We start from the raw sequence: 26078 nt of genomic DNA on the forward strand, positions 1-26078 counted from the left end.
CGCGGCGGAGAAGCCGTAGGGGAAGGTGCGGTCCTCCAGGCCCTTGATGAACGAGGTGCCCCCGGAGGTCTGGATGACCGGGCAGGCCATCGCCTCGGCCAGCGCGCGCACGGACTCCCCCGCCCGGGAGGTGTGCACCCCGTGCCCGACCAGCAGGATCGGCTGCCTGGCCGCGCGGATGTACGCCGCGGCCTCGTCGATCCGGTCCTGACCCGCGGTCTGGTCCACCAGCCGGTACGCCGCCGGCGGCAGGGGTTCCGGGACGTCGAGCTCCTCGAGGATCACGTTCGAGGGGTACTCGATGTACACCGGGCCCGGCGTGCCCGACAGGGCCTTGCGCAGACCCTGACGGATGATCTCGTCGGTCTGGTCGGGGTACTCGATGCTCGCGCTGTACTTCACCGACGGCGCGAACAGGTCGGCCTGCTGCACGAACTGGATCCGCCCCCGGCGGACCCGCTGCTCGGTGATCCGGGCCCGCTGACCACCCAGGAAGATCACCGGCGAGTTCTCGACCTTCGCGCACATCATCGCGCCGGCCAGGTTCGCGACACCCGGGCCCAGGGTGCCGATCGCCAGCGCCGCCTTCCCCGTCATCCGCGACACCGCCTCCGCCATGAACCCGGCGGACTCCTCATGGTGCGGCGACACCACGGTCCAGCCACGCTCCTGCGCGAGGTGGAACATGTGCACGAAGTTCGGGTCCGGAATACCGAAGATCGTCTTGATCCCCTCGGCCTCGAACAACTGGAGGATGCGCTCGTAGACTTTTACCGCCATTGGTAGTCTGGGAACGCCGGTACCGGCCCGCGGTACGGTTTCCCATCCCCCTTCCGATCCGGGTTTGCGCTGGTCCGTGGCTGCGGTGCTGCGTCAGTGCCGTACTGCGGTGTCGGTGCGGGTGGTGCGGTGTCGGTGCGGGTGGTGCTGTGTCGGTGCGGTGGTCAGGACGCGTTCGCTGCGCCCTTCGCGGCCATCGCGAAGCTGTTGACGATGTGGTCGACGTGCGCCGAGGGCACGACCGGCAGGATCCAGGGATCGCTCGTGTCGCGGATGGTCTCGAGCTGCTCCCCGACCTGCTCGACCGTCCAGGACGGCTGGTACACGCCCGGGGTCTCGGCGATGAAGACCCGGGCCACCCGGCCGGCGATCGAGGTCAGCATCTCCCCGGTGATCGAGCACGACTCGTGCGCGAGCCAGCCCACGGTGGGGGCCACCAGCTCGGGCGTCATCGGCGGGTAGGCCGAGGTGTCGATCCCCTCCGCCATCCGGGTGATCGCGGCGGGGACGATGATGTTGCTCTTCACCCCCGACGCGGCCCCCTCGAGCGCGGCCACGTTCGACAGCCCGATCATGCCGGTCTTGGACACGCCGTAGTTGACGACCCCGGCGTTGCCGTACAGCCCGCCGATCGACGAGGTCAGCACGATCCGGCCGTACCCCGCCGCGACCATCAGCGGGAACGCGGCCCGCACGACGTGGAACGCCCCGCGCAGGTGGACGTCCAGTACGGCGTCGAAGTCCTCGTACGTCATCTCCGCCAGCGGCGCCGGGCGGTGCGTGCCGGCGTTGTGGATGAGGACGTCGATCCGGCCGAAGCTGTCGACCGCCGTGTCGATGATCGCCTGGCCGCCCGCGGCGGTGGCCACCGAGTCGGTGGAGGCGACGGCCTCGCCGCCGGCGGCGATGATCTCCTGGACGACCTGCTCGGCGGGGCCGGCGTCGAGGCCCTCCCCGCTCATGCTGCCGCCCGGGTCGTTGACGACGACCTTGGCGCCCAGCGAGCCGAGCAGCAGGGCATAGGCACGCCCCAGCCCCCGGCCGGCACCGGTGATCACGGCGACCCGGTCGTCGAACCGGGCCGCGGGCAGTGTGGCCTCAGACATTGAGTGGTCCTCTCGCGACATGGGTGAGCAGGCGGGTGGTTGTCATTCCCCGAGGACGAGCCCCGCCATGTCGCCTGAGTCGCGCCACTCCTGCAGCAGCTCGCCGAAGGCGTAGAAGCCGGCCCAGTAGGGGTCGCCGAGGACCGACCGGATCTGCTGCTCGCCCTCGTTGTTGTAGTAGCCGGGCGTGCACTCCCGCGCGAAGTTGGTGTTGTCGATCTCCGCGGCCCGGACCGCCGCGACCCACCCCTCCTGCGCGTCGAAGGTGGGTTCGACGGTCACCGCGCCGCGGGCGAGGGTCTGGGAGATGATGTGGGCGATGTGCACGGACTGCTGCTCGAACATCGCCGGCACGGCCGCCGTGACGCCGCCCTGGATGTAGCCGGTGAAGAACTGGTTCGGGAAGCCGTGGGTCATCATGCCGTGCAGGGTGCGGTAGCCGTCGACCCAGTGCTCGTAGAGCGACCGGCCCTCGCGGCCGGCGTACGGGTGGATCGCGAGCCGGCGGTCGAGGTCGCTGGTGATCTCGAAGCCGCTGGCGAACACGATGCAGTCGACCTCGTACTCGACGCCGTTCGCGACGAGGCCCTTCGCGGTGATCCGCTCGACGCCCTTGGTCTGCGCCACGTCGATCAGGGTGACGTTGGGGCGGTTGAAGGTCGGCAGGTACAGGTCATTGAAGCACGGCCGCTTGCACAGGAACCGGTAGTACGGCTTCAGCGCCTCGGCGGTCGCCGGATCCTCGACGATCGCGTCGATCCGCTGCCGCAGCCGCTCCATGACCTGGTAGTCGACGAGCTCGCGCAGCTCCATGAACTTCGCCGGGTCGGCCAGCGCCGCCCAGCCGTTGGTCGCGTCCAGCTGCGCCTGCAGGTTACGGCTGATCTCGGTCCAGCCGTCGCAGATCAGGTCCGGCTGCCCCGGCGCGAACGCCTCGTAGGCCGCGGCGTGGAAGTTGCGCCGCCGCTCATCCTGCCAGCCCGGCTGCAACGTCGCGGCCCACTCCGGGTCGGTCGGGACGTCGCCGCGCTCGTCGATCGAGGAGGCGGTGCGCTGGAACACGTACAGGTGCTCGGCGCTCTGCGCGATGTGCGGGATGACCTGCACACCGCTGGCCCCGGTACCGATCACCGCGACCTTCTTGCCGGCGAGCTTGTCCAGCCCGCCGTGCAGGTCGCCGCCGGAGTACTCGTAGTCCCACCGGGCGGTGTGGATCGTGTGGCCCTGGTAGTCGGCGATGCCGGGGATGCCCGGCAGCTTCGGCCGGTTGAAGGGCCCCTGGCACATCACCACGAACCGGGCGCTGATCTCGTCACCGCGGTTCGTGGTGATCTTCCAGCGTTTCGCCTGCTCGTCCCACTCCTGCGAGCGGATCATCGTGCTGAACACCGCGTGCTCGTACAGGCCGAAGTGCTTCCCGATGCGCTGGGCGTGCTCCAGGCACTCGTCGCCCCGGGCGTACTTCTCCTTCGGGATGTAGCCGACCTCCTCGAGCAGCGGGAGGTAGCAGTAGCTGTCGGTGTCGCACTGGATTCCGGGATACCGGTTCCAGTACCACACGCCACCGAAGTCACCGGCCATGTCGATGATCCGGAAGTCGGTGACGCCCTTCTCCTTGAGTCGCGCCGCGGCCACCAGGCCCGCCCAGCCACCGCCTAAGATCGCCACGTCGATGTCCTCGACGATCGGCGTGCGGGGCACGACGGGTGTGTACGGGTCGGCCTCGTAGAACTCCTCGAACTCGCCCTCGGTCACCACGTACTGCTTCTGCCCCTCACGGCGCAGGCGCTTGTCCCGCTCTCCCAGGTACTTCGTCCGGAGCGCGTCATGGTCGACCTCGGGAGTCTCGGTCGGGGCACAGTTCTGCATGCACATTCCTCGGATCTGGGCTGGTGCTCGGGTCACTCGTCAGGCGCCGCGGGGAGATTCGCGGGAGAGGCGGGGTCCAGGCGGGTCTAGGCGAGTTTGTGAGGCTCGCCGGTGCCCATGTACTTGGCCAGGTTGTGGTGCAGGTTCACGACGCTGCGCTCGCGGTACGGATTGGGCTTCGGCCCGGAGAAACCGCCCGACTTCATGCCCTGCTGCACGGCCGACATGTTCGCGAAGTCCTGCGGCAACACCGTGCGCCAGCCCGGGTCCTCCGGCGGGGTGAACTCCCACTTCGTCTCCGGCTCCTCGCCGGCCGGATAGAGCTCGTAGACGGCGGCCTCGAAGATGCACTTGTCGGGGTCGTAGCCGTACGGCCGGGCGCTGTAGCAGAGCATGTTGTTCGGCGCGTGCCCGATCTGGAAGTTCGGGAAGATCTGCCAGGCGGTGCCGCTCTTCGCGACGATCTCCGGGGGGACCGTCGGCCACACCACCCCGCGGGCGGCGTCGTCGCGCCGGGCGGAGGCCAGCCAGTGCTGGAGCACCTCGCCCGGGGGCGTGCCCTCCGGCAGCTCCTCGGTCAGCCGCTGGGCGGCGTCGACGAGGGTCCGGGTGGTGTTGGTGTTCGCGTTCTCCCAGGTGAAGTTCTGCAGCTCGATCGTCGACAGCCGGGCGTCGGGGCCGCTGCCGATCCGCAGCTTCGCCTGGTTCTCCTCCAGGCCCTTCGGCGCGTCGTAGCCGATGTTGCTGTGCCGGCCCTGCGCCCGCGCCCAGCCCAGGAAGTTCCCGAAGTTCATGAACTCCGGGTGGGTGTAGGGCACGTGATAGGTCTCCATGAAGGCCTCGAGGGCGACCTTCCAGTTGCAGTCGAAGACCAGCCACTTCCGCCACCGGTAGCGCATGTTCTCCAGCTGGAACGGGTCGAGCAGCGACGCCGCCGGCTCCAGGTACTGCCGCAGCGGCTCGGCGTCCGGGTCCAGGTTGATCCAGATCCAGCCGCCCCAGGTGTCGACCTGGACGTCCTTGAGCCCGGCCTTCTCGTCGGTCAGCCCGCACGGCCAGTCCTCGCGCTCGGCCGCGAACGTGTTCTCGCCGTCGAGGTTGTACCGCCAGCCGTGGAAGCCGCAGACGAACTGCCGCAGCTGGCCGCGGGCGTCGCGAGCCCCCTGCGGGGTGTCCACCAGCCGGCGGCCCCGGTGCGAGCAGACGTTGTGGTACGCCCGGATCCGGTCCGGAGCCGAGCGCACCACAACGAGCGAGTCGTCGAGGATCTCGTAGGTCAGGAAGTCACCGACCCGCGGAATCTCCTCGACCCGGCCGACCTGCTGCCAGACCTTCCGCCACAGCTTGTCCCGTTCGGCCCGGGCGTACTCCGGGGAGAGATACGCCTCCACTCCGATCTCGAGCGGTTCCGACAGCGGCTCGACCGGTGTGGAAACTGTTTCCTGGATGTTGTCGAGAGTCTCGCTCATGACATTCTCCAACCCGTGTCACGGGGTAATCGGGTTCGGGTGTGGCCTAGGTCCGGGATCTAACAGGAAAACAGACTCGTTTCGAGGCATCAGCGCAGGAGGGACGCGCGGAACTCCTCGTCCTTCAGGAAAAGGGACGTGTTGTCGGCGCCCAGATGGGTCCATCTGAGGTTCAGGCCGCCGTCCACCAGAATCGTCTGTCCGGTGATGTAGGAGGACAGGTCCGAGAGGAGGAACAGGATCGCTCCGGCCTGCTCCTCCGGGCGGCCGCGGCGGCCAGCGGTGATGGCGCGGCGGTCGCGGTCCGGGTCGGCGTCCACGTACGCGCCCGACGACGGGGTCGCGGTCACCCCGGGTGCCACGGCGTTCACCCGGATGTCGTTGCCGGCGAGCTCGACGGCCAGCGTGCGCGTCGCCGCCACCACCCCCGCCTTGGCGGTGCCGTAGGCGATGTGGAACGGCGCCGTGTTCATGCCGCTGATCGAGGAGACCGACACGATCGACCCCGGGCGGCCCTGCGACTTGAGCTCGGCGGCGACCGCCTGGCTGAAGAAGAACATCGTCTCGAGGTTCTGGGTGAACAGCGCGCGCCAGTCCTCCCGGGTCACCCGGGTCGCGGGCATCCACGTCGCGGGGTCGGCCCCGCCGGCGACGTTGACCAGCCCGTACAGGTCGCCTTCCGTCCGCGAGGCCGCGTTCAGCACCGTCGCGATGCCCTCGTCGGTCGAGGCGTCCGCCGCGACCGGCACGACCGGCAGCCCCTCCTTCACCAGCGGCCCGATGTGCGTGTCGAGGTTCTCCTGGGAGCGGCTCACCGCGAGCACGGTCGCCCCGGCCCGGGCCACGGTGCTCGCCACCGCGGTCCCGATGCCGCCACCGCCGGCGCCGGAGACGATGACGATGCGCCCGTTCAGGTTGAGGAACTCGTTCGTCATGGCGGCCTCAGGCTTCCCGCCGCAGGGCGAGCACGCTGCCCTCGGCATCCGCGGACAGGTAGATCGTGCCGTCCGGCCCAGCGGCGATGCCCGCGAACGGGCCCTGCGGCCCGGAGAAGGGCGGCAGCCCGCGCAGCGGCTTGGGCGTCACGCCGGGAGGGGCTCCCACCGGAAGGTCACGGGCGATGGTCTGCCGGGCCCCGGTGCCGAGGTCGACGCTGATCAGCTGCTTCGTGCCGGCGTCGACGATGAGGAGCTGGCCGCCGCGGACGAGGATGCCCTGCGGTTGCACCAGGCCGTCGACCGCCGTGTCGACGCGGAAACCGGAGATCGTGACGACCCGCCCGGCACCCGACTCGGAGACGAAGAGCGTGCCGTCCGCGCCGAACGCGACGCCCAGCGGATCGTTTAGGCCGGACGCCAGCTCCTCCACCCGACCGGAGCGGATGGACAGCACCCGGCCCTTGCCGAACTCGGCGGCGACGATGTCGCCGCCCGGGGCGACCGCCACGCCGTAGAGCTGGTCGAGCTCGTCGGCGAGCACCTCGCTCTCCGCGCTCGCCGGCCGGTAGCGCGTGACCTGCCCGCCCGAGGTGGTGACGACGAACTCGCCCGCGCCGACGGCGGTGACCCCGCGGACGAAGCCCGGGTAGCCCGGGCTGAACAGCATGCCGAGCGTCTCCGGCCGGCCCCCGGGGCTCAGGCGGTAGAAGTACGTCCCGTCGGCGATGTAGAGGTCGCCGTCCTCGCCGACGGTGAGGTCCAGCGGCCAGTTCAGCCCGCCCGGCAGCGTCTCGCGGGTCGCCCCGCCGCCGAGGATCTCGGTGATCGACCCGGTGAAGTTCGAGACGAACAGCCGGTCGCCGACGAAGGTGCAGTTGTCCAGGCCCGGGGTGAGGGTGGCCAGCACGGTGCGCTCGCCGTTGCGCGGGTTGATCCGCAGCACCTCACCGGTGGCGACCTGGGTGGAGACGATGAAGCCCTCGGGGTCGAACTTCACCGAGTCGGGGACACCGAGGTCTCCGACGACCCGCTGCGGCTCGCCGCCCTCGGGGTCGATCCGCCAGATGTCGTTCGTCCCCATCACCGGGTAGTACAGGAGGCCGTCGGGGCCGACCTCCATGGCGTTGGGCATCGCCAGTTCCTCGACCAGCACGCGGGGCGCCCCGCCGGCGAGGTCGAGCTCCATCAGGCGCCCGCCGACCCGGCACTCGTTGACGAACAACCGGCCCTGGTGGACGGTGATGCCGTTGACGCTGGGGAGGTCGTCGCGCAGCACCCGGGTGGTCCCGTCGGCGCCGCGCACGCTCACCCGGCCGTCCATGACCTCGGTGGCGTAGAGGTCGCCCTGCGGGCCGAAGGCCACGTCGTCGGGGGCGATGATCTCGCCGCCCTTGGCGCTGATGGTCTCCAGCTGGCCGGTCGCGACGTCCAGCGCGCTGATCTGGCTGCCGGTCACCTGCGCCACGTAGACCCGGCCGTCCGGGCCGGTGCGTAATCCGTTCGCGCCGAACAGTCTGCTCGGCGAGGTGAGCCGATCCAGGCTCCATCCTTCGGCGAGGCCGATGGATGCGGCGCTGTAGCGCGCCCCTTGCGACACCATGGTGACGGACTCCCGAACCTCGTCGTTGGGATGAAGTCGTTGAGATGAGGAATTTCGGCTGCCGGCCCGGGCGGGATGTCGACTCACGCCGCGGGCCGGTCTCACCGGGGCCGGTTCTCACCGGGACCGGTTCTCACCGGGGAGGGCCATTACCGGGAGTCGGACGCCGCCGGCGTGAACTCGAGCTGCAGGTGGGTCAGACCGCGCAGGATGAACGTCGGGAGGTACTGGTAGTCGCGGGCGCCCGCGGGACCGTGCACGCGCTCGGAGATCCGGATGTCGGCCGTGCGGTCGAGCAGCCGCTCGATTCCCGCCCGGGCCTCGGCCCGGGCCAGTGGCGCGCCGGGGCAGCTGTGGATGCCGCGCCCGAACGCGATGTGCTGACGCGCGTTGGGGCGGGCGACGTCGAGCGTGTCCGGGTCGGCGAAGCGGCGGGGGTCGCGGTTCGCGGCCCCGTTCACGACCATCACCGTGGCGCCGGCGGGGATGTCGACCCCACCGACCGTGGTCGACACCCGGGCCAGCCGGAAGTCGCCCTTGACCGGGCTCTCCAGCCGCAGCGTCTCCTCGATGAAGTTCGGGATCCGTTCGCGCTCGGCGCGCAGCAGGCGCTGCAGGCCGGGATTGTCGGCGATCAGCTTCGCCGCGGTGCTGACCAGCCGGACGGTGGTCTCCTGGCCGGCGGAGAACAGGTTCGCGGCCACCCGCACGACGTCGATGATCTCGGGGGTGGAGCCGTCCGGGAACGTCGCGGTGGCCAGCCCGGTGAGGACGTCGTCGCGGGGATCCCGGCGACGGGCCTCGATGTAGGTCGTGAAGCGGTCGTAGAGGAACTGCAGCGGCGAGTGCTCCATCGAGTGGTCGCCGGTGCTGCCCACGCCGCCGCCCTCAGCCGCCGGCCGGTGCTGCAGCCGGTCGGCGAACTCCTCGTGGTCCTCCTCGGGCACGCCGAGCAGGTCGGCGATGACGAGCAGGGCGAAGGGGCCGGCGAAGCCGCGGATGAACTCGCCCTCGCCGCTGGCGAGGTAGTCGTCCAGCAGGCGGTCGGCGAGCCGCCAGATGAACTCCTCGTTCTCCTTGAGCCGCTTCGGCGTGATCAGCCGCATCAGCAGCGCGCGGTGATCGGTGTGCGTCGGCGGGTCGAACGTGGGCAGCTGGTCGCTCATCGGCAGGTCGGCGCGGTGCCGCTCGATCAGCTCGGAGATCTCGTCACCCTCGAGGCCATCGAGCGGGACCGGGAACCCGGGGAACGGCCCGGTCACCGAGATGCACGAGGAGAACCGGTCGGAGTCGTGGAACACCGAGACGGCTTCCTCGTAGCCCGTCACCATCACCACGTCGTGGTGCGGCTCGCGGTGGACCGGACACTGCTCCCGCAGCGCGTGGAAATAGGGATAAGGGTCCGCGACGAGCTCGTCACCCCGGAAGAAGTCGATCGCCTCGATGTCCTTCACCGTCTGCACCGCATCCCTTCGACACCGCTGTGCGCGTGTCCCGCTGGCCCTGAAGCGAATGACCCGTTGTCCGCAGCGTTCGGCGCCATTCCCCGCGACGGTCCGACGCCTGGTCCGCGCTGCACCCCGAATCGCCTTCCCCTCGATCGGACCGGTCCTGCGAACTAGGCCGCTACGATACGGACCGGCGGTCCACATCGGCAAGAGGTCCGGGCACATCGACGCGAGCCCGAGTTCCCAGCACACCAGAGGTCCGAGCACACCAGAGGTCCGAGCACACCAGAGGTCCGAGCACATCGGCGCGAGGAGGTGCAGCGGTGGCCGGTTCCGAGCGCGCCGACGCCGCCCGCAACCGGGCCGCGATCCTCGCGGCCGCGGCGGACCTGTTCGACCGCGACGGCGCCGAGCAGGTGTCGATGAACGACATCGCCCGGGCCGCGGGGGTCGGCAAGGGCACCCTTTTCCGCCGTTTCGGCGACCGCACCGCGCTGATCGAGGCCGTCCTGTACCCGCGGGTGGCCGCGATGCTGGCCCGCGTCGAGCACGGGCCTCCCCCGCTCGGCCCCGGCGGGGAGCCCGTCGCCGCGCTGCACGCCTACCTCGACTCCCTGCTCGACTTCGTCTGGACGAACCGCACCCTGATCCGCGCGCTCGAGCACCACGGCCCGCGCGCCTACTACTCCAACCCGTCCAGCCGGTACTGGATCGGCGAGCTCGACCGGCGCCTGGCCGCCGTGCGCCCGGGCGAGAACACCGACTATTTGGCGCACGTGCTGTTCACCGCTCTGCGGGCCGACGTCGTCGACTATCTCGTCTCCGGCCGCCAGATGGACCCCGAGCGGGTCCGCACCGGCCTGCACCGCCTCGCCGGCAGCTGAGGGGGCGGCGGATCAGATCCGGAGCGCCCTCCCACGTATCCGGAGCACCCTCTTGCGTATGTGGACCGGCGGTCCGTATCGTGGCGGCCTAGTCCACCGGACCGGTCCTGAACCACGGGCGAGCACCGCCTCCCCGTGCGGCCGCGGTCGGACGGAAGCCCACGCGGCGCGACCCGAGCCGCGGCAGGCGTCGGGCAAGGGAGCCGGATGACGCGAGGTGACGGATCGTGCTGCTGGAGTTGAGTCCCGACCAGGAGGTCCTCAGGGAGGCCACCGCGAGATACCTCGCGGACCGGGTGCCGGCCGAGGCGGTCCGCCGCCTGCGTCACGACCCCGCCGGCTTCGAGGCGGACTACTGGCAGGGCGGAGCCGAGCTGGGCTGGACGTCCCTGCTGGTCGGTGAGGAGCAGGGCGGCGGATCGATCAGCGGGTCCGCCCTCGTCGACCTGACGCTGGTCGCGCACGAGTTCGGCCTGCGGGCCGCGCCCGGGCCGCTGGCCGCCGCCAACGCCGTCGCCGCCGCGCTCGGCGCGGCCGGTCCGGCGCACTCCGCGGTCCTCGCCGACATCCTCTCGGGTGCCACGGTGGCGGCGTGGTGCCTCGGCGGGCCGCCGCCGCTGGACGGGCTCGACAGCGTCGGCCTCGCGCTGCGGGTCGACGGCGACGACCTCGTCCTCGACGGGGTCAGCCGCCCGGTCGAGTCGGCCGCCCAGGCCGGGCACCTGCTCGTCGCCGCCCGCGGCGACCAGGGGCTCACCCAGCTGATCGTGCCCGCGGCCACGCCCGGGGTGACGGTGGAGCCGCTGCGCACGGTCGACCTGACCCGGCGGTTCTTCGCCGTCCGGATGGACGGCGTCCGGGTGCCGCGCGCCGCCGTCGTCGGCGAGCTCGGCGCGGCGGCCGACCAGATCGAGCGCCAGCTCCAGCTCGCGATCGTCATCCTCAACGCCGAGACGGTCGGCGCGATGCAGGCCGCCTTCGACATGACCGTCCGCTGGGCGTTCGAGCGCTACTCCTTCGGCCGGCCGCTCGCGTCCTACCAGGCGCTCAAGCACCGTTTCGCCGACATGAAGACCTGGCTGGAAGGCGCGCACGCGGTCAACGACAGCGCCGCGGCCGCCGTCGACGCCGGCTCCCCCGACGCCGGGGAGCTGGTGAGCGCGGCGAAGTCCTTCATCGGCGACTACGGCACGGAGCTACTGCAGGACTGCGTCCAGCTGCACGGCGGGATCGGCGTGACCTACGAGCACGACCTGCACCTGTACCTGCGCCGCGTCACCGTGAACCGGGCGCTGTGCGGCACGCCGGCCGAGCACCGCCAGCGCGTCGCCGCCGTCGTCGAGCACCTCAAGGAGCGGGCATGACGTCCGACAGCAGCACCGCCGCCGGCACGGATGCCGCCGCGGCGGGCGACACGGCCGCGGCCGGCACCGAGAGCGTCGCGGACTTCCGCCGGCGGGCACGCACGTGGATCCGCGCCAACCTGCGTCCCCTCCAGCGCAACGAGGGTGCCGGCGTCATGCGGGCGGACACGACGGACGAGCAGGAGCTCGCCGCCGTCGCCCGCGAGCGGCAGATCCAGCGGATGCTGTTCGACGCCGGCCTCGCCGGCATCTGCTTCCCGCGCGAGTACGGCGGGCAGGGCCTGTCGCCGGAACACCAGCGGGCGTTCAACGAGGAGATCACCGGCTTCGAGTACCCGGGCCGGCTGCAGGCGCCGACGTTCTCGCCGTGCGCCGCGGTGCTCCTCGAGTTCGGCACCCCGGAGCAGAAGGAGCGCCACCTCCCCGCCATCCTCAAGGGCGAGGAGATCTGGATGCAGTTCCTCTCCGAGCCCAGCAGCGGTTCGGACGTCGCCGGCGCGCTGACCACCGCCGTGCGCGAGGGCGACGACTGGATCCTCAACGGCTCGAAGATCTGGACGACCGGGGCCTGGTGGTCGGACTGGGCGCTCTGCCTGGCCCGCACGAACTGGGACGTCCCCAAGCACCGCGGGCTCACCGTGTTCATCATGCCGCTGCGCCAGGACGGCATCGACGTCCAGCGCATCGAGATGCTCAACGGCAACAAGGAGTTCTGCCAGGAGTTCATCACCGACGTCCGGGTCCCCGACACCGACCGGATCGGCGAGGTCGACAACGGCTGGACCGTCGGCACCCGGTGGATGTTCCACGAGCGGATGCTGCACAACTCCCCGTTCGTCACCGTCCCCGCCGGCTGGTCCTACGGCGGGGTCGACGCCACCGTCCTGGTGGACGTCGCCCGCGACGCCGGCCGCCTCGACGAGCCCCGGACGCGCGACCTCATCGGCGAGGGCCGGGTACTCGACCTGGTCCGCGAGTCGCTGCAGGGCCGGATCGGCCGCGGCGTCGTCTCCCGCCGGATGCCCGACCAGTCGGCCGCCATCGGGCGGCTGTTCGCCGGCATCGCCTCCACCCGCGTCACCAGCATGGCGTACGACATCGCCGGCTCGGCGGGCGCGGCCTGGGCCACCGACGACGGCGCGGTGGCCGAGTGCGGGAACGACTTCCTGCTGCGCCAGACCACCTGCATCGGCGGCGGGACCACCGAGATGGCCCGCAACGTGATCAGCGAGCGGGTCCTCGGCATGCCCCGCGAGCCCGCCCTCGACCGTGACCGTGCCTTCCGTGACGTGCCCCGCGGGGGATCCGGCCGCTCCTGACCAGGAGGTGTGATGCCCACCCACGACATTCCGGTGTTCGACGCCGACAACCACCTGTACGAGACCCAGGACGCGCTCACCAAGTTCCTGCCGGCGCGCTACCGGGGCGCGATCGACTACGTCGACGTGCACGGCCGGACGAAGATCGTCGTGCGCGGGCAGATCAGCCAGTACATCCCGAACCCGACCTTCGAGGTCGTCGCCCGTCCGGGGGCACAGGAGGACTACTACCGGCACGGCAACCCCGAGGGGAAGACGTACCGGGAGATCTTCGGCAAGCCGGTGCGCTCCATCGACGCCTGGCGGGAACCGGCCGCGCGGATCAAGGTCATGGACGAGCAGGGGCTCGACCGCACCCTGATGTTCCCCACGCTCGCCAGCCTGATCGAGGAGCGGATGCGCGACGACGCGGACCTCGTCCACGCCGTCATCCACTCGCTCAACGAGTGGCTGTACGAGACCTGGCAGTTCAACTACGAGGACCGGATCTTCACCACGCCGGTGATCACCCTGCCGATCGTGGAGAAGGCCGTCGAGGAACTGGAGTGGGTCCTCGAACGGGGCGCCCGGGTCATCCTCGTCCGGCCGGCGCCCGTGCCGGGCCTGCGCGGGCCGCGCTCGTTCGGCCTGCCGGAGTTCGACCCGTTCTGGGCCCGGGTGCAGGAGGCCGACATCCTCGTCGCGCTGCACTCGTCCGACAGCGGGTACGCCCGCTACAGCGGCGAGTGGCTGGGTGCCAACCGCGAGATGCTGCCGTTCCAGCCGAACCCGTTCCAGATGCTGCAGGCCTGGCGGCCGGTCGAGGACGCGGTCTCGGCGCTCGTCTGCCACGGTGCGCTGTCCCGTTTCCCCCGGCTGAAGGTGGCCGTCGTCGAGAACGGGATGAGCTGGGTCGCCCCGCTGATGGACGCGATGCGCAACCTGTACAAGAAGATGCCGCACGACTTCCCCGAGAACCCGATCGACGTGATCCGGCGCAACGTCTACGTCAGCCCGTTCTGGGAGGAGGACCTCGGCGCGCTGACCAAGGTCCTCGGCGAGGACCACGTGCTGTTCGGGTCCGACTATCCGCATCCGGAGGGCCTGGCGAACCCGCTCAGCTACCTCGACGAGCTCGCGCACCTGCCGGAACCGCTCGTGCGCAAGCTCATGGGCGGCAACCTCGCCCAGCTCATGAAAGTGTCGGCCGCGGTCTGAACAGGCAACCAGCTGGGAGTTCGCATGGGTTTACTTTCGGGCCGGGTCGCCGTCGTCACCGGCGCCAGCCGGGGCATCGGCAAGGGCATCGCCCTCGCGCTCGCCGACGAGGGCGCGACGGTCTACGTCACCGGGCGGACGGTGTCCCCCGGCTCGCATCCGCTTCCCGGCACGGTCGGGGAGACCGCGGCGGAGGTGGACCGCCGGGGCGGCAGGGGCGTCGCCGTGCAGGTCGACCACGGTGACGACGAGCAGGTCGCCGCGCTGTTCGAGCAGGTCGAGCGGGAGCAGGGCCGGCTCGACATCCTGGTCAACAACGCCTTCTCGCTACCCGAGGACCTGACGGAGCCGAACCCGTTCTGGGAGAAGCCGCTGTCGAACTGGGAGATGGTCGACGTCGGGGTGCGGTCGAACTTCGTGGCCGCCTGGCACGCGGCGCGGCTCATGGTTCCGAACCGGGCCGGCCTGATCGTGGCCATCTCCGGCTACGTGGGGGTGACCTACACCTACGGCGTCGTCTTCGGGACCTGCAAGTCCGCGGTCGACCGGATGGCCCGGGACATGGCCGTCGAGCTCAAGCCGCACAACGTGGCGTCGCTCTCGCTGTGGCAGGGCCTCACCTTCACCGAGCGGGCTGAGCGCAACATCGCGCAGAACCCCGCGATGAAGGAGCAGCTCGTCACCAACCCGACGATCGGCTGCTCGCCGGAGTTCCCCGGCCGCGTCATCGCGGCGCTCGCCCGGGACCCGGATCTGCTGCGGCACTCCGGGGGCACCTTCATCACCGCCGAGCTGGCCCAGGAGTACGGCGTCACCGACCTCGACGGGAAGGTCATCCCGTCACTGCGCGCCCAGCGCGGCGCCCCGCTCTGGTCCCCCGTCTAGCGGCCCTCTGAACCGGGCACGCCGCACCCGGCTCCGCAGAGCGCACACCACCACACCCGCGACCCGCATCTCCACCCCCCGGCGTCGACGTCGACGCCGGCACACGCCACCGCGAGGGACGATGAGTCAGCCCATCACCGCCGAGAAGCTCGCCCGACTCGAAGGACTGCTCGAGCGGCAGGACATTCTCGACTGCCTGACCCGGTTCAGCCGGGGCATGGACCGCTTCGACCGCGAGCTGTTCCTCTCCGCCTTCCACCCCGACGCCGTGATCGCCGCCGGCCCGTTCGTCGGCGGCCCGGTCGAGCTGTACGACTGGGCGGCCCCCGGGCACGAGCAGGGCCAGGTGGCCACCCACCACAACCTGCTCAACGTCACCGTCGACATCGACGGCGACACCGCGCACACCGAGACGTACTACCTGTTCGTCGGGCGCAACCGCGACGACTCCAACTGGATCGCCGGCGGCCGTTACATCGACCGGCTGGAACGGCGCGACGGCGTCTGGCGGATCGCGCTGCGCACCAACGCCATCGAGTGGTCCGGCCTGGTGCCCACCATGGAGATCCCGTTCTCCGACGTGCCGGACATCCACCTCGACGGCGCTCCGGCCCGCAGCAAGGAGGACCCCTCCTACCGGCGGCCGTTGATCAACACCCGCAAGCCGCAGATTCCCTAGGCCCGGCCCGGCCAGCCCTGGTCGGCGGCAGCCCCGGGCCGGCCTGGCCGGCCCGGGGCTGCCGCCGACCCGTTCCACCCCTTCGCCAACCACGAGGTGAGCCGGATATGAGTATCAGTGCCGACGACCTGAGCTTCGTCCTGGACCGTGAACGGATCCGCGACGTCCTCGCCCGGCTGGCCCGGGGCGAGGACCGGCGCGACGCGGACCTGATCAGCGGGGCCTACTGGCCGGACGCGACCGACGACCACGGGATCTTCCGCGGCACGTTCAAGGAGTACCTGGCGTGGGTCGTGCCCGGCGCGCCCTCGATTCCCGTCACCCTGCACACGCTGGGCCAGACCCTGATCGACGTCACGGGTGACACCGCGGTGGCCGAGACCCACGTGACCTCCTACCACCGGATCGACTTCGGTGAGCAGGAGCACGACGTGGTGATCGGCGGCCGGTACGTGGACCGGCTGGAGAAGCGGGACGGGGAGTGGCGCATCGCGCACCGCACCATGCTCTACGACTGGTTCCGGGACTTCGGGCAGTCGGTGGACTGGTCGCAGGGGGTCATGGGCACCCCGTTCCTCGCCGACCACTATGTGGGCAGCGCGAACGGCGACCACAGCGTCACGCTGTTCCAGCAGAAGTCCGACTGACCCCGCGGGCGCGCGGCGCCGCCCCGTCCGGATCGACACCCCAGCTGATGATCCGGACGGGATGGATGCGGATGACCTCACGGCTGAGATGGCGCTGCGGCGGGTCCTGATCGGTCAGCGCCTCCGCCGTCCCCCGGATCTCCACGCCGCGCACCCGCCACGGGTCGACGGAGGCGATGTCGTCGACGACGAGGGACACCACGCCGGTGGCCGCGACGTTGCGGAACTTCCGGCTGGCGCCCAGGTCGTACCCGTGAATGTCGATCGTGCCGGTCGCCTCGTTGACGCGGAAGGCGACCGGAGAGTTCTGCGGCGCGCCGCCCGGGGCGACGGTCGCCAGCCGGCCGAGCCGCTGGCCGGCCAGGTACGCACGTTCGGTCTCGGTGAGGTCCATGCGGCCAGCATCGGACCTGAAGCGGACTTCAGGTCAAGGGCCGACGCCGATCGGGCGCCGGCCCCGCGTGCTGGCCCGCGCTGCCCGGCTAGCCCTGGTACCCGGCCACGTAGTCGCTCGCGGTCTTGTGCAGGTGCCGGATGGCGAGCTCCTGGTCGTTGAGCGGGAACCGCGAGACCACACGGGACTCGAGCATGGTCTGGGTGGCCTCGAGGGTGTTGCAGTCCTGCAGCGCGAACTCCTTGAAGGTGACCGCGGCCAGCTCCTGGCGGATCCGGTCCTGCGCGGTCCGCGGCGGCACGAAGTACAGCGTGCCCTCGAAGATGTGCTGGTTGTACGCCGTCGGCCAGTAGTGGTAGGTGAGGTACCAGCCGGTCGCCCACACCACGATCATGAAGTTCGGGAAGAAGACGTAGGAGTCCAGGCCCCAGGCCGGGTGGCCGGCCGGGTTGACCCCCGGCGGCAGCGGGTTCAGGCCCTCGAGGTCGGGCCGGTCCCAGGGCCCGAAGTTGCCGCTGCGCAGGACCCGCTCGATCGGCTTCACCATGTTGAGGTCCTTGGGCGGCGACATCCCGCCCCACGCCGACTGCATCGAGTGCGACCCGTCGAGGTCGTAGTGCAGGGACTCGTAGCCGTAGCCCAGCAGCTTGCGTGACTCGTCGCCCACGTACTGCTTCGCGTGCAGGACGGGTGCGTGGTAGAACTCCGCGAACGCGTCGATGTAGAGCTTCCAGTTGCTCCCGACCTCGGCGCGGTACTTGTAGACCTCGGTCATCTCGCCGAAGGGATAGCCCTGCAGGCCCTTCGCGAAGCGACCCAGGTACTCGGCCAGCGGGGTCGTGCCCTCGCTGTCGAGGTTGACGAAGATGAAGCCCTCCCACAGCTCACAGCGCACCGGCACCAGACCGAGCTGCGCCCGGTCGATGTCGAAGAACTCGGACTCCTGCTGGACGAACGTGCAGGAGCCGTCGAGCCCGTAACGCCAGGCGTGGTACTTGCACTGGAACTGGCGGGCCGTGCCCTGCGTCTCCTCCTGGGGGAAGTCGTTCCACACCAGCTTGTTGCCGCGGTGCCGGCAGACGTTGTGGAACGCGCGGACCTCGCCCTCGGCGTCGCGGACGACGATCAGCGACGCGCGCGCGGCCTTGATCTCCTTCGTGAAGTAGTTGCCGGTCCGCGGGATCTGCTCGACCCGGCCGACATTGAGCCAGGTCCGCTCGAAGATCGCTTTGCGCTCCAGCTCATAGTGCTCGGGCGAGATCGAGTCCTCGAACGAGACGAACCCGGTACCGAGATCCGGGTAGTGCTCGGTCCAGCTGCCCTCCGCGGGCTTCGGGAAGTGCGCCATCCGTCTACCTCCGAGCCGATGCACGTACGAGCCGCGTGGCCACGGGTCACCGCGAGCTCCGAAACGATCCGTCCGCGTGCCGTTTCTCCAGCCGCGTGAGAATGAACCCTACGAGCCCGTATGGTTTGGGTCAACAGCCTGCGGCGACCGGCAGACCAGGATCGCACCCGTCGGCCTCGGGAGTGCTCGGAGGGCGCCGCCGTCGACCTTGACCCGAATCCGACGCACCCGTAGCTTTACTGGATGGAGTCCAGGGCGGGTGGCGAGCGTTCACGGGCCGGGCGCCCCACGGCGACGGAGGCCGCCAGGCTGACCGAGCGGCTCCGGCGGGCCGCCGTCGACACGTTCCTGGAGTCGGGCTACGACGGCACCACGATGGAGGCCGTGGCGCAGGCCGCGGGCATCACCAAGAGCACCCTGTACGCCCGCTACCCCGACAAGCGGACGCTGTTCATCGCGGTGAGCTCGTGGGCACTCACCCGCCAGGAGCGCGACGAGCGCGTCCTCGAACCGCTGCCCGACGACCTCGCCGAGAGCCTGACCGTGATCGCGCGGGCGATCCTGGCCCGGTCGGTCGACCCCGACATCGTCCGCCTGAGCCGGATGGCGATCGCCGAGTCCGCGCGCTTCCCCGAGTTCGCGGTCAGCTCGCAGGCCGTCACCTGGTCACCGCGGGTCCAGCTGATCATTGATGTGCTGCGCCGGCACGAGAGCGCGGGCACCGTGGTCGTCGGGGACGTCGACCTCGCCGCCGAGCAGTTCTTCGCCATGGTCGGCGCGATGCCGGCGTGGCTGGCCGCCTACGGCATCTACCGGACCCCCGAGGTCGAGGAGGAGCACCTCCACCACGCGGTGAGCCTCTTCCTCAACGGCGTCCTGGCCAGGCCGGAGACCACGGCGGGCCCGCACCCGGCCGAGGTCGGCCGGCCCGCCGGGGGGAGGCCCGCCGGCTGGCGGACGAACGGGCCGGCGGCCGTCCAGCGCGCGAGCGGGCCGATGGAGTACCGGCGGCTCGGTCGCAGCGGGCTGACCGTCTCCCGGTTCGCGCTGGGAGCCACGGCCCTCGGCACCGGGCCCGCGGGCCGCGACGAGCGGGCCGCGATCGGCGTCATCCACCGCTTCCTCGACGCCGGCGGCAACCTCCTCGACACCACCCCCGCCGCCGGCCCGGGCCCGGGCGGCACCGGCCCGGGCGGCACCGCTCCGGACGGTGCCGTGCTGGAGCTCTGCGGCCGCGCGGTGCGGGACCGGCGCGCGAGCGTCGTGCTGGCCGCGAGCGTCGGGCCGCCGACCGGCCCGGAGCCCCGGGAGGGCGGGAACAGCCGCCGCCACCTCCGGGCCGCCTGTGAGTCGATCCTCCGCCGGCTCCGGACGGACCATCTCGACCTGCTCCAGCTCGACGTCGACGACCCGACGACCCCGCTGGAGGAGACGGTCGAAGCGCTGGACGACCTGGTGCGCGCCGGCAAGGTCCTCTACGTCGGGGCCGCCAACCTGCGCGTCCACCGGGTGATGAAGGCGCTGTCGGTCAGCGACCGGCTGGGCCGGGCGCGGTTCGTCTCGTTCCGCGGGCGGTACGACCTGCTCGCCCGGGAGCTCGAACGCGAGCACCTCCCGCTGCTGGCGGAGGAGGGCCTCGGCCTGATCAGCACCGGATACGGACACGGACCGGCCGACGCCGCCGCGGCGGCCGCCGTGAGGGCCGCGGCGGCGGAACTGGGATGCACGACCGCGCAGCTGTCGCTGGCCTGGCAGCGGACGAGACCCGTCACCTCGATCACCCTCGACGTGGCCGCCGTGGCCCAACTGGACGAGCACCTCGCGGCCCTGGGCATCGAGCTTTCGACCGAGATCGCGGTCGGGCTGGAAAGGGCCGCCCACCTCCGGGGATGACCGTCCGCGGCCGGCGCGGCACCCCCGCCTGCCGACACGCGTGGCCGCGAGGAGTCGGGCGGCCCGTGCTCGCGTGCCGTCCGTCGCTCCCGCGTCGACATTCGGCTCTTTCGAACGCGTTTCCCACGCGATTTAGTAGAAGTGTCGGAAATGCACCAATGCGGCCCATGGAAACGCACGTGGTCACCGACCTCGGCTGGGCCCATCCTGCGAAAGCGAGACCTCTGATGAGTATCTACGACGCTATCGGTGGTGCGAGCGCCGTGCAGGCCGCGGTCGACGAGTTCTACGTCCGGGTGACGGCCGACCCCGATCTCGCGCCCTTCTTCGCCGGCAAGGACCTCCCGCGGCTCAAGGCGCACCAGCAGGCCTTCATCTCCGCGGCGATCGGCGGGCCCGAGGTCTACCAGGGCGGCGCGATCGCCGCGGTGCACTCCGGGCTGCGCATCACCGACGCCAACTTCGACGCGGTGGTCGACCACCTGGTCTCCGCGCTGAGCGGCCTCGGTGTCCCGGCGGAGACCACCGGCAAGATCGGAGCGGTGCTCGCCCCGCTGCGGGCCGACATCGTCACGGTGAAGTAGCGCCCGCCGGCGCGGGGCCGTCCCACACCCAGGCCCGGAACGGGCTCGGGGCCGTGCGCCGCCCGGCTGGTGAGGCCGACCAGCACGACCGGGCACGGCCCCGAGCGGCTCGGACCGCGCCGCGGACTCAGACGGCGACGAGGCTGCGCAGGCCGTCGCGGACCCGCGAGAGCGGCATCCCGCGGGCCGAGACGAGGTAGTCGACGACGTTCGCCCGCAGCGCGGGGAACAGCACGTGCGTCAGGTACTCGGCCTGCGCGTCGGCGTCTCCACCGGGACGGGTGGCGGCCACCCGTCGCGCCAGCTCGCCGATCCAGAACTCGCTGAGCGGGCTGGTGTAGTAGGTCTCCAGCCCGTCCTCCTCCAGGGCGCGGATGAGGGCGCGGTTCGCCCAGACGAACTCGAGCAGAGCGTCGAGGTAGGCGTGCAGCGTGTCGACGGGCGCTCCGCCCGGCCCGAGCGGCGGCGGCCCCTGCTCGACCCGCTTGCGCAGCGCGGCGGCACGGGGGGCCAGGATCGCGTGAATCACGGCCGCGTGGTCACCTTTTTCGGGAGCCGCCGCTCTTTTCAGGGCCACCGTTCTTTCCGGAGCCGCTGCTTTTTCGGTGGCCACTGCACTCCTCCCCTCGCGGAGGCGGACTGATGGTCCGCATCGTAACAGCATTCCGGACCGACGGTCCGCTTCCGCCGTCAGACGACGCCCTGCTCGCCGGTCGGACGGCCTCGACCCGCCGTTTCCCGAAGAGGTGTGGATCCAGAGGTAGCCCGGCGCCCCGCGCACCGGTGGCGCCGGCACGCTCCGTGGCACCCGGTACCCGTCCGGCGCACTGAACGACGCCGCTCGGTGGTGGCCCTGCGCCACCGTGTAGAAATGCGCGGTCTGCCGGGAGAGTCCCGGTGTGCGCGTCCGGTGCCCCGCGAGCGGCCGTCCGGGCGACCGAACGTCAGGAACCGGGAGCCATGCCGGACTCGTCCGCTTTCGATGTGCTGATCGGCCTCGCGCTGCTCTTCGCCGTGTTCAGCCTCGCCGTGTCCCGGATCAACGAGGCCGTGCTCGCCCTGTTCCGCTACCGGGGACGCCAGCTCGAGTCCGAGCTGCGGCGGCTGCTCGGCGCCCGGGCCGCCGACCACCCCGAGGGCGGACCGGACGTCGCCGCCGAACTGCTCGACGGCCCACTGCGGACCACCCGGGCCACCGGCCGCAACACCAGCCCGCCGCCCATGGCGGACCACCCGCCCGTCGCCGGGGCCCTGGCCGCGGTGCGCCGGGCGCGTACCCTGCGGCTGCCGTCGTACGTGCCGTCGACCGCCTTCGCCCAGGCGCTGCTCGACCGGGTCGACCCGCCCGCTCGGGCCATGCTGGCCCAGCTCGGCCCGGAGACCCTGCCCGACCAGGTCACCGACGAGGCCCGGGCCGCCTACCGGCGCGCCTACGACGCCGCCCGGCGCACCCTCGACCAACAGACCGCCCAGGCCCTGCACGCCGCGATGCCCGTGGACCACCCGGCCGGACGGGTGATGGCGGCCGCGCTCGTCGCCGCCACCGGCTCCGCCGCGGTCGGGACCATCGAGGACGGGCTCGCCGCGCTCCCCCCGTCGCCGGCCAGGGACGCCCTGATCGCGGCGACCGTCCAGGCCGCCGGGGACCGCGAGAAGATCGTCACCGAGCTGGCCCGCTGGTACGACGACGCGATGGACCGCCTCTCCGGCTGGTACCGGCGGCGCGTCGCCGTGTTCCTGCTCTGCTACGCGGTCCTGCTGGCCGTCCCGTTCAACCTCGACGCGATCGGGCTGGCCCGGACGTTCTGGCAGGACGGCACGGTACGCCAGGCCGCGGTGGCGGCCGCCCAGGTCGAGGTGGCTTCCGGCAGCACGGCTTCCGGCAGCACGGCTTCCGGCGCCACGGCTTCCGACGGCACCGCCGGCGAGGCGGCGCCCGACCAGCCCACGGCCGGTGAGGCGGCGGAGCAGGCGGTCCAGGCCGTGCGGGAGGTCTCCGGGCTCGCCGTCCCGATCGGGTGGGTGCACAGTTCCGAGACACGGGACGACCCGCGGGAGGTACCCCACTCGGTCGGCGGCTGGCTGCTGAAGATCGTCGGTCTGGCGATCGGCTGCTTCGCGCTCACCGCCGGAGCCCCGTTCTGGTTCGACCTGCTCGGCCGCCTGGTGAACATGCGCGCCACCGGGCCGAAACCCCGGGCCACCAACGGCTGACACCGGCAGACACCGGCAGGCGACGGCAGGCGACGGCGAGAGGACAGACGTTGACCCAGGCGCGATCGCACGGCGAGATGGCCGAGGTCGGGATCATCGGAGCGGGGGTGCACGGCGCGAGCGCCGCGTTCCACCTCGCCCGTCGCGGGCTCGACGTCGTCGTGTTCGAGCGGGGACGACCCGCGGGCGGGCCGACCGGGAGCTCCAGCGGTATCTGCCGGGCCTACTACACCCAGCCGTTCCTGGCCCGGGTGGCGCACGACAGCATCGCGTTCCTCGCCCGCTTCGCCGAGCACACCGACGGCGCGGACGCCGGCTTCGTCCGCACCGGCGGCCTGTACCTGCACGGCCCGCACGACGCGGCCGCCGCGCGCCGCACCGCGGCCACTCTGGCCGACCTGGGAATCGGCGTCGAGACCCTCGGCCCGGACGAGGTCGCCGGCCGGTTCCCCGGGATCGACGTCGGTGCCGGCGGGGACGACGTCCCGGACTCCGTCGGCACCGGTGGGGACGTCGCCGTCGCCGTGCGGGAGGAGCAGGCCGGCTACGCCGATCCCCACCGGACGACCTGGGGCTTCGTCAGTGCGGCCCGGGCCCGCGGCGGGGTGGTCCACACCGGCGCCCGGGTCGTGCGGATCACCGAGACACCCGGGCAGGTCGAGCTCACCACCGCGGACGGCACGACGCACCGGGTCCGGCGCCTGCTGCTCGCCGCCGGTCCCTGGACGGCACCGCTGGCCGCCCAGCTCGGCGTCACGTTGCCGCTGCACGCCGAACGGCACGTCGTCGCGCTCCTCGGCCCCGCCCCGATCGCCGGTACCGGTACCGGGGCGGCCGCCGACGCCGACGCCGGGGTGATCATCGACGTGGCCGGTGGGTACTACGCCGCGCCGCAGCCCGACGGCGGATGGATGCTCGGCGGCCTCGAGCCCACCCCGCCGGTCGATCCGGACACCGCGACCGGCCCGGTACGCGACACCGAGTTCGCCCGCCTCGCCGAGGCCGCGCTGCGCCGGCGCCCCGGCCGGCCGGGGCGGGCCGGCCGGCCCGGCGAGCCGCGGGCCCGGGCCGGCGGCTGGTCCGCGCTCTACGACGTCAGCCCGGACTGGCAGCCGGTGATCGGGCGGATCACCGACCGGGTGTGGGTCGACGCCGGCACCAGCGGCCACGGCTTCAAGCTCGCGCCGGTCCTCGGCGACCACGTCGCCGGCCTGCTCGCCGGGGAGCCACCCGCTCCCGGCCTGGCCGAGTTCGACCCCGGCCGGTTCACCGCCGGCGACCGACTGGCCGCCGGCTTCGGCACCGCCCGCATCCTCGGGTGAGCGTGGCGGGGCGGGGTCGGGTCAGCCCTCCAGGAGGGAGACCACGGCGAAGCTCAGGACCAGCCCGAGGATGACCGCCCGGATCGGCAGCTGGGCCCGTTCCACCCGGTCCCGACGCTCCGAGAGCGCCGACAGCGGCCCGGCCACCATCGACAGCAGCACCCCGGCCCACACCAGCGCGGACAGGTCGGCCACGTTCGGGTCGAGGCCGACGACGAGGATGGTGACCACCAGCGCGGCGGCGAAGAGCACCTGGGGCAGCAGCAGGAGCGACATCCGCGGCAACGCGGTCTTCGCGGTGGCCCCCGACTCCGGCCGGCCGGAGAGCACGACCCGCACGAACGACAGCGCGTACAGCGGGGCGTTGAACAGGGTGCTGGCCACCGTCCGCTGCGCGCCGCGCGGCCCGGTGTAGGCGACGACGAACAGCAGCGAGCCGACCAGGTACGGCAGGGCGTGCAGCACGTAGGCGGTCAGCGACACACCGGCCGCGATCCGGACCCCGGCCAGGACGCTCAACGGCGGCCCCAGCAGGAACATCATCTGCGCGCAGGCCACCAGGTAGCCGATCCCGGTGTGCAGGTAGTGCGCCCGCTGCCAGCCGGTCAGGCCGGGCTTGCGCAGCGGGTTGTCGAACAGCAGCAGGCGCAGGCCGTCCATTGCCCACCGGCTGCGCTGCTTGGCGTACTCCGCCGCGGTCGCCGGCGCGACGCCGACGGACACCGGGCCGTTGTGGTAGACGCTCTGCCAACCGGCGGCGTGCAGCTGGTACGACGTGTGCAGGTCCTCGACGATGTTCCACTCGCTGAAGCCGCCGACGGACTCGACCGCCGTCCGCCGGTACAGGGTGCCGTTCCCGCAGGACGACGCGGCGCTGTCGCGGTCCTTCGCCGGCTGCACCGCCTTGTACAGCATCGGCTCGGCGTTGTTGAGCACGTCGTGCCGGCCGACGTCGAAGCGCTGCTCGGTGCAGACGAACCCGACCTTCGGGTCCCGCAGGTAGCCGAGGACCAGCTCGCCGAGGTCGGGCACCGCGATGTGGTCGGCGTCCAGCGTCATGACGGCGTCGCCGTCGGTGCGGGCGAGGGCGTGGTTGAGGTTCGCGGCCTTGCCTCGCGGCCCGTCGGTACGGGTGAAGCAGGTGATCCCGAGCCGGGCGGCGAGCGCGTCGATGTCACGCCAGTTGGGCCGCCCGGCGATCCGCCCGTCGTTGAGGACGTAGGTGCGGTGTGGGTAGTCGATCGCCAGCGCCGCGCGCAGCGTCGCCTCCACCATCTCGACCGGCTCGCCGCAGACGGTGACGAAGACGTCGAGGGCGCCGGCCGGCGCCGGGGCGCGTCGGACGTACCCGGTGCGCATCCGGCCGGTCATCACCGCCGTCCACACGATCGTGAGGTAGCTGACGATCTCGGCCGCGTAGAACAGGTGGCCGGCCACGCCGGTCCCGTCCAGCGTCCCGGCGCGCCACACCGCGTACACCGCGCCGATCAGCGTGATCGCGACCCCGACGACCCGCCCGGCGACGGCCTTCCACCACACCACGGGCACCCGGACCCAGGTGTCCACGCCGTCCAGCGGCGGTATCCCGGCCCGGGCGGCGCCGCGGACGTCGCCGGCCACGGCCTGCGCCGGGATCGGCGGGACGACCGGCACCCCGGCCGTGGACGGCTCCCGCGGCGCCAGGCCGGGCGAGGCCGGCCCGCTCGGAGCCAGGCCGTTCGGAGCCAGGCTGGGCGGTGCTGACGGTGGCGCGAACTCGGGTGAAGCCGGGCCGGCCGCGTCGGCGGGCGCTGCCTGGTACGCCATACAAGTCCCTTCTCTATCCCCCCACCACGCATCCTGTCAGCTGGTCATTTCGGGCTAGTTCGCTGGGGGGGAGCAGCCGCCGGACGCCGCCACCTATGTGGCCCCGCCGGGCCCCACCGCGGTGCCAACCGCCTCCGCCGACCCGCGCGCCGCCAGCCCCTCGCACCGCCGGCGCCATGGTCGGGGCGGGGGGTGGCGCGGTCGGGTGTACTCCTGCACCGCCCGCGGCGTCTCGGCGCGCTGGCGCAGCACCAGCGCGCCGACGTCGACGCCGGGCACCGTGACGGCGAGCGCCAGCTTGGTGACTACTCCGGCGGTTGGAGCCGCCGGCT

23 protein-coding genes are annotated in these 26078 nt (G+C 71.9%); 11 read left to right on the top strand and 12 right to left on the bottom strand.

All coding sequences use genetic code 11. The features are described 5' to 3' along the window. From B056_RS0104065 to B056_RS0104095, 7 genes are all read right to left on the bottom strand, one after another. Window positions 1-780: thiamine pyrophosphate-binding protein (locus tag B056_RS0104065; protein ID WP_018500628.1), on the bottom strand; the 780-nt coding region annotated here is incomplete at its 3' end. Window positions 781-944: 164 nt separating this feature from the next. Further along, the gene (locus B056_RS0104070; RefSeq protein WP_018500629.1) at window positions 945-1886 is read right to left on the bottom strand and encodes an SDR family NAD(P)-dependent oxidoreductase; all 942 of its coding nucleotides are present in this window, start codon (window positions 1884-1886) and stop codon (window positions 945-947) included. A gap of 42 nt (window positions 1887-1928) precedes the next feature. After that, entirely contained in the window at window positions 1929-3755 is a 1827-nt protein-coding gene (locus tag B056_RS0104075; RefSeq protein ID WP_026239299.1) for a flavin-containing monooxygenase, read from the bottom strand. An 86-nt stretch (window positions 3756-3841) separates the two neighbouring features. Next, complete coding sequence (locus tag B056_RS0104080; RefSeq protein WP_018500631.1) at window positions 3842-5224, bottom strand: aromatic ring-hydroxylating oxygenase subunit alpha; 1383 nt, start codon at window positions 5222-5224, stop codon at window positions 3842-3844. Between the two features lie 89 nt (window positions 5225-5313). Further along, window positions 5314-6159 carry an SDR family NAD(P)-dependent oxidoreductase gene (locus B056_RS0104085; RefSeq protein WP_018500632.1) on the bottom strand — a complete coding sequence of 282 codons (846 nt, stop codon included), beginning with the start codon at window positions 6157-6159 and terminating at the stop codon, window positions 5314-5316. A gap of 7 nt (window positions 6160-6166) precedes the next feature. Continuing rightward, the gene (locus B056_RS0104090; protein WP_018500633.1) at window positions 6167-7762 is read right to left on the bottom strand and encodes an SMP-30/gluconolactonase/LRE family protein; all 1596 of its coding nucleotides are present in this window, start codon (window positions 7760-7762) and stop codon (window positions 6167-6169) included. Between the two features lie 149 nt (window positions 7763-7911). Next, complete coding sequence (locus B056_RS0104095) at window positions 7912-9225, bottom strand: cytochrome P450 (RefSeq protein WP_018500634.1); 1314 nt, start codon at window positions 9223-9225, stop codon at window positions 7912-7914. A 308-nt stretch (window positions 9226-9533) separates the two neighbouring features. Between B056_RS0104095 and B056_RS0104100 the strand changes: the two genes are divergently transcribed. The 7 genes from B056_RS0104100 (at window position 9534) to B056_RS0104130 (ending at window position 16185) form a co-directional block, all read left to right on the top strand. Next, window positions 9534-10094: a TetR/AcrR family transcriptional regulator gene (locus tag B056_RS0104100; RefSeq protein WP_018500635.1), complete on the top strand. Its 561-nt coding sequence runs from the start codon at window positions 9534-9536 to the stop codon at window positions 10092-10094. A gap of 227 nt (window positions 10095-10321) precedes the next feature. Next, on the top strand, window positions 10322-11458 hold the full coding sequence (locus tag B056_RS0104105) for an acyl-CoA dehydrogenase family protein (protein ID WP_018500636.1): 1137 nt from the start codon (window positions 10322-10324) through the stop codon (window positions 11456-11458). Continuing rightward, a complete protein-coding gene (locus B056_RS0104110; protein ID WP_018500637.1) occupies window positions 11455-12777 on the top strand; it encodes an acyl-CoA dehydrogenase family protein in 1323 nt (440 codons plus the stop codon). The genes B056_RS0104105 and B056_RS0104110 overlap by 4 nt, the downstream gene beginning before the upstream one ends. Window positions 12778-12789: 12 nt before the next feature. Then, window positions 12790-13974 carry an amidohydrolase family protein gene (locus B056_RS0104115; protein WP_018500638.1) on the top strand — a complete coding sequence of 395 codons (1185 nt, stop codon included), beginning with the start codon at window positions 12790-12792 and terminating at the stop codon, window positions 13972-13974. Window positions 13975-13998: 24 nt separating this feature from the next. Continuing rightward, window positions 13999-14859, top strand: coding sequence for an SDR family NAD(P)-dependent oxidoreductase (locus B056_RS0104120; RefSeq protein ID WP_018500639.1), 861 nt, complete (start codon window positions 13999-14001; stop codon window positions 14857-14859). Between the two features lie 121 nt (window positions 14860-14980). Beyond that, window positions 14981-15538, top strand: coding sequence for a nuclear transport factor 2 family protein (locus tag B056_RS0104125; RefSeq protein WP_018500640.1), 558 nt, complete (start codon window positions 14981-14983; stop codon window positions 15536-15538). 107 nt (window positions 15539-15645) lie between these two features. Continuing rightward, window positions 15646-16185, top strand: a complete 540-nt coding sequence (locus B056_RS0104130; RefSeq protein ID WP_018500641.1) for a nuclear transport factor 2 family protein — start codon at window positions 15646-15648, stop codon at window positions 16183-16185. Here the strand turns inward: B056_RS0104130 and B056_RS0104135 are convergent. Beyond that, window positions 16157-16579, bottom strand: coding sequence for a PPOX class F420-dependent oxidoreductase (locus B056_RS0104135; RefSeq protein ID WP_018500642.1), 423 nt, complete (start codon window positions 16577-16579; stop codon window positions 16157-16159). The genes B056_RS0104130 and B056_RS0104135 overlap by 29 nt on opposite strands. A gap of 88 nt (window positions 16580-16667) precedes the next feature. After that, the gene (locus B056_RS0104140; protein ID WP_018500643.1) at window positions 16668-17927 is read right to left on the bottom strand and encodes an aromatic ring-hydroxylating oxygenase subunit alpha; all 1260 of its coding nucleotides are present in this window, start codon (window positions 17925-17927) and stop codon (window positions 16668-16670) included. A gap of 243 nt (window positions 17928-18170) precedes the next feature. On the opposite strand from B056_RS0104140, the gene B056_RS0104145 reads away from it, so the two are divergent. Together B056_RS0104145 and B056_RS0104150 are read left to right on the top strand one after the other, a co-directional pair. Further along, a complete protein-coding gene (locus B056_RS0104145) occupies window positions 18171-19820 on the top strand; it encodes an aldo/keto reductase (protein ID WP_018500644.1) in 1650 nt (549 codons plus the stop codon). A 227-nt stretch (window positions 19821-20047) separates the two neighbouring features. Next, entirely contained in the window at window positions 20048-20404 is a 357-nt protein-coding gene (locus B056_RS0104150; protein ID WP_026239301.1) for a group I truncated hemoglobin, read from the top strand. Between the two features lie 127 nt (window positions 20405-20531). Here B056_RS0104150 and B056_RS35050 read toward each other — a convergent pair whose 3' ends face one another. Further along, entirely contained in the window at window positions 20532-20933 is a 402-nt protein-coding gene (locus tag B056_RS35050; RefSeq protein WP_018500646.1) for a hypothetical protein, read from the bottom strand. Between the two features lie 431 nt (window positions 20934-21364). On the opposite strand from B056_RS35050, the gene B056_RS0104160 reads away from it, so the two are divergent. Together B056_RS0104160 and B056_RS0104165 are read left to right on the top strand one after the other, a co-directional pair. After that, entirely contained in the window at window positions 21365-22618 is a 1254-nt protein-coding gene (locus B056_RS0104160; protein ID WP_018500647.1) for a hypothetical protein, read from the top strand. A 50-nt stretch (window positions 22619-22668) separates the two neighbouring features. Continuing rightward, window positions 22669-23940, top strand: a complete 1272-nt coding sequence (locus B056_RS0104165) for an NAD(P)/FAD-dependent oxidoreductase (RefSeq protein WP_154676822.1) — start codon at window positions 22669-22671, stop codon at window positions 23938-23940. Window positions 23941-23961: 21 nt separating this feature from the next. Here B056_RS0104165 and B056_RS0104170 read toward each other — a convergent pair whose 3' ends face one another. Further along, on the bottom strand, window positions 23962-25746 hold the full coding sequence (locus B056_RS0104170; RefSeq protein WP_018500649.1) for a glycosyltransferase: 1785 nt from the start codon (window positions 25744-25746) through the stop codon (window positions 23962-23964). A gap of 93 nt (window positions 25747-25839) precedes the next feature. Then, window positions 25840-26025 (bottom strand): hypothetical protein, encoded by a 186-nt coding sequence (locus tag B056_RS43990; protein WP_018500650.1) that lies wholly within the window; start codon window positions 26023-26025, stop codon window positions 25840-25842. Between the last annotated feature and the right edge of the window lie 53 nt (window positions 26026-26078).

It is taken from the genome of Parafrankia discariae (assembly GCF_000373365.1).
Classification (GTDB): domain Bacteria; phylum Actinomycetota; class Actinomycetes; order Frankiales; family Frankiaceae; genus Parafrankia; species Parafrankia discariae.

Excerpts from the sequence above, each read along its gene's own strand:
- B056_RS0104150 (WP_026239301.1), top strand. The coding sequence starts at position 20,048 with ATGAGTATCTACGACGCTATCGGTGGTGCGAGCGCCGTGCAGGCCGCG.
- B056_RS0104130 (WP_018500641.1), top strand. The coding sequence starts at position 15,646 with ATGAGTATCAGTGCCGACGACCTGAGCTTCGTCCTGGACCGTGAACGG.
- B056_RS0104075 (WP_026239299.1), bottom strand. The coding sequence starts at position 3,755 with ATGCAGAACTGTGCCCCGACCGAGACTCCCGAGGTCGACCATGACGCG.
- B056_RS0104145 (WP_018500644.1), top strand. The coding sequence starts at position 18,171 with ATGGAGTCCAGGGCGGGTGGCGAGCGTTCACGGGCCGGGCGCCCCACG.
- B056_RS0104110 (WP_018500637.1), top strand. The coding sequence starts at position 11,455 with ATGACGTCCGACAGCAGCACCGCCGCCGGCACGGATGCCGCCGCGGCG.
- B056_RS0104090 (WP_018500633.1), bottom strand. The coding sequence starts at position 7,762 with ATGGTGTCGCAAGGGGCGCGCTACAGCGCCGCATCCATCGGCCTCGCC.
- B056_RS0104140 (WP_018500643.1), bottom strand. The coding sequence starts at position 17,927 with ATGGCGCACTTCCCGAAGCCCGCGGAGGGCAGCTGGACCGAGCACTAC.
- B056_RS0104160 (WP_018500647.1), top strand. The coding sequence starts at position 21,365 with ATGCCGGACTCGTCCGCTTTCGATGTGCTGATCGGCCTCGCGCTGCTC.
- B056_RS0104070 (WP_018500629.1), bottom strand. The coding sequence starts at position 1,886 with ATGTCTGAGGCCACACTGCCCGCGGCCCGGTTCGACGACCGGGTCGCC.
- B056_RS0104085 (WP_018500632.1), bottom strand. The coding sequence starts at position 6,159 with ATGACGAACGAGTTCCTCAACCTGAACGGGCGCATCGTCATCGTCTCC.
- B056_RS0104135 (WP_018500642.1), bottom strand. The coding sequence starts at position 16,579 with ATGGACCTCACCGAGACCGAACGTGCGTACCTGGCCGGCCAGCGGCTC.
- B056_RS0104125 (WP_018500640.1), top strand. The coding sequence starts at position 14,981 with ATGAGTCAGCCCATCACCGCCGAGAAGCTCGCCCGACTCGAAGGACTG.
- B056_RS0104115 (WP_018500638.1), top strand. The coding sequence starts at position 12,790 with ATGCCCACCCACGACATTCCGGTGTTCGACGCCGACAACCACCTGTAC.
- B056_RS0104170 (WP_018500649.1), bottom strand. The coding sequence starts at position 25,746 with ATGGCGTACCAGGCAGCGCCCGCCGACGCGGCCGGCCCGGCTTCACCC.
- B056_RS0104080 (WP_018500631.1), bottom strand. The coding sequence starts at position 5,224 with ATGAGCGAGACTCTCGACAACATCCAGGAAACAGTTTCCACACCGGTC.
- B056_RS0104120 (WP_018500639.1), top strand. The coding sequence starts at position 13,999 with ATGGGTTTACTTTCGGGCCGGGTCGCCGTCGTCACCGGCGCCAGCCGG.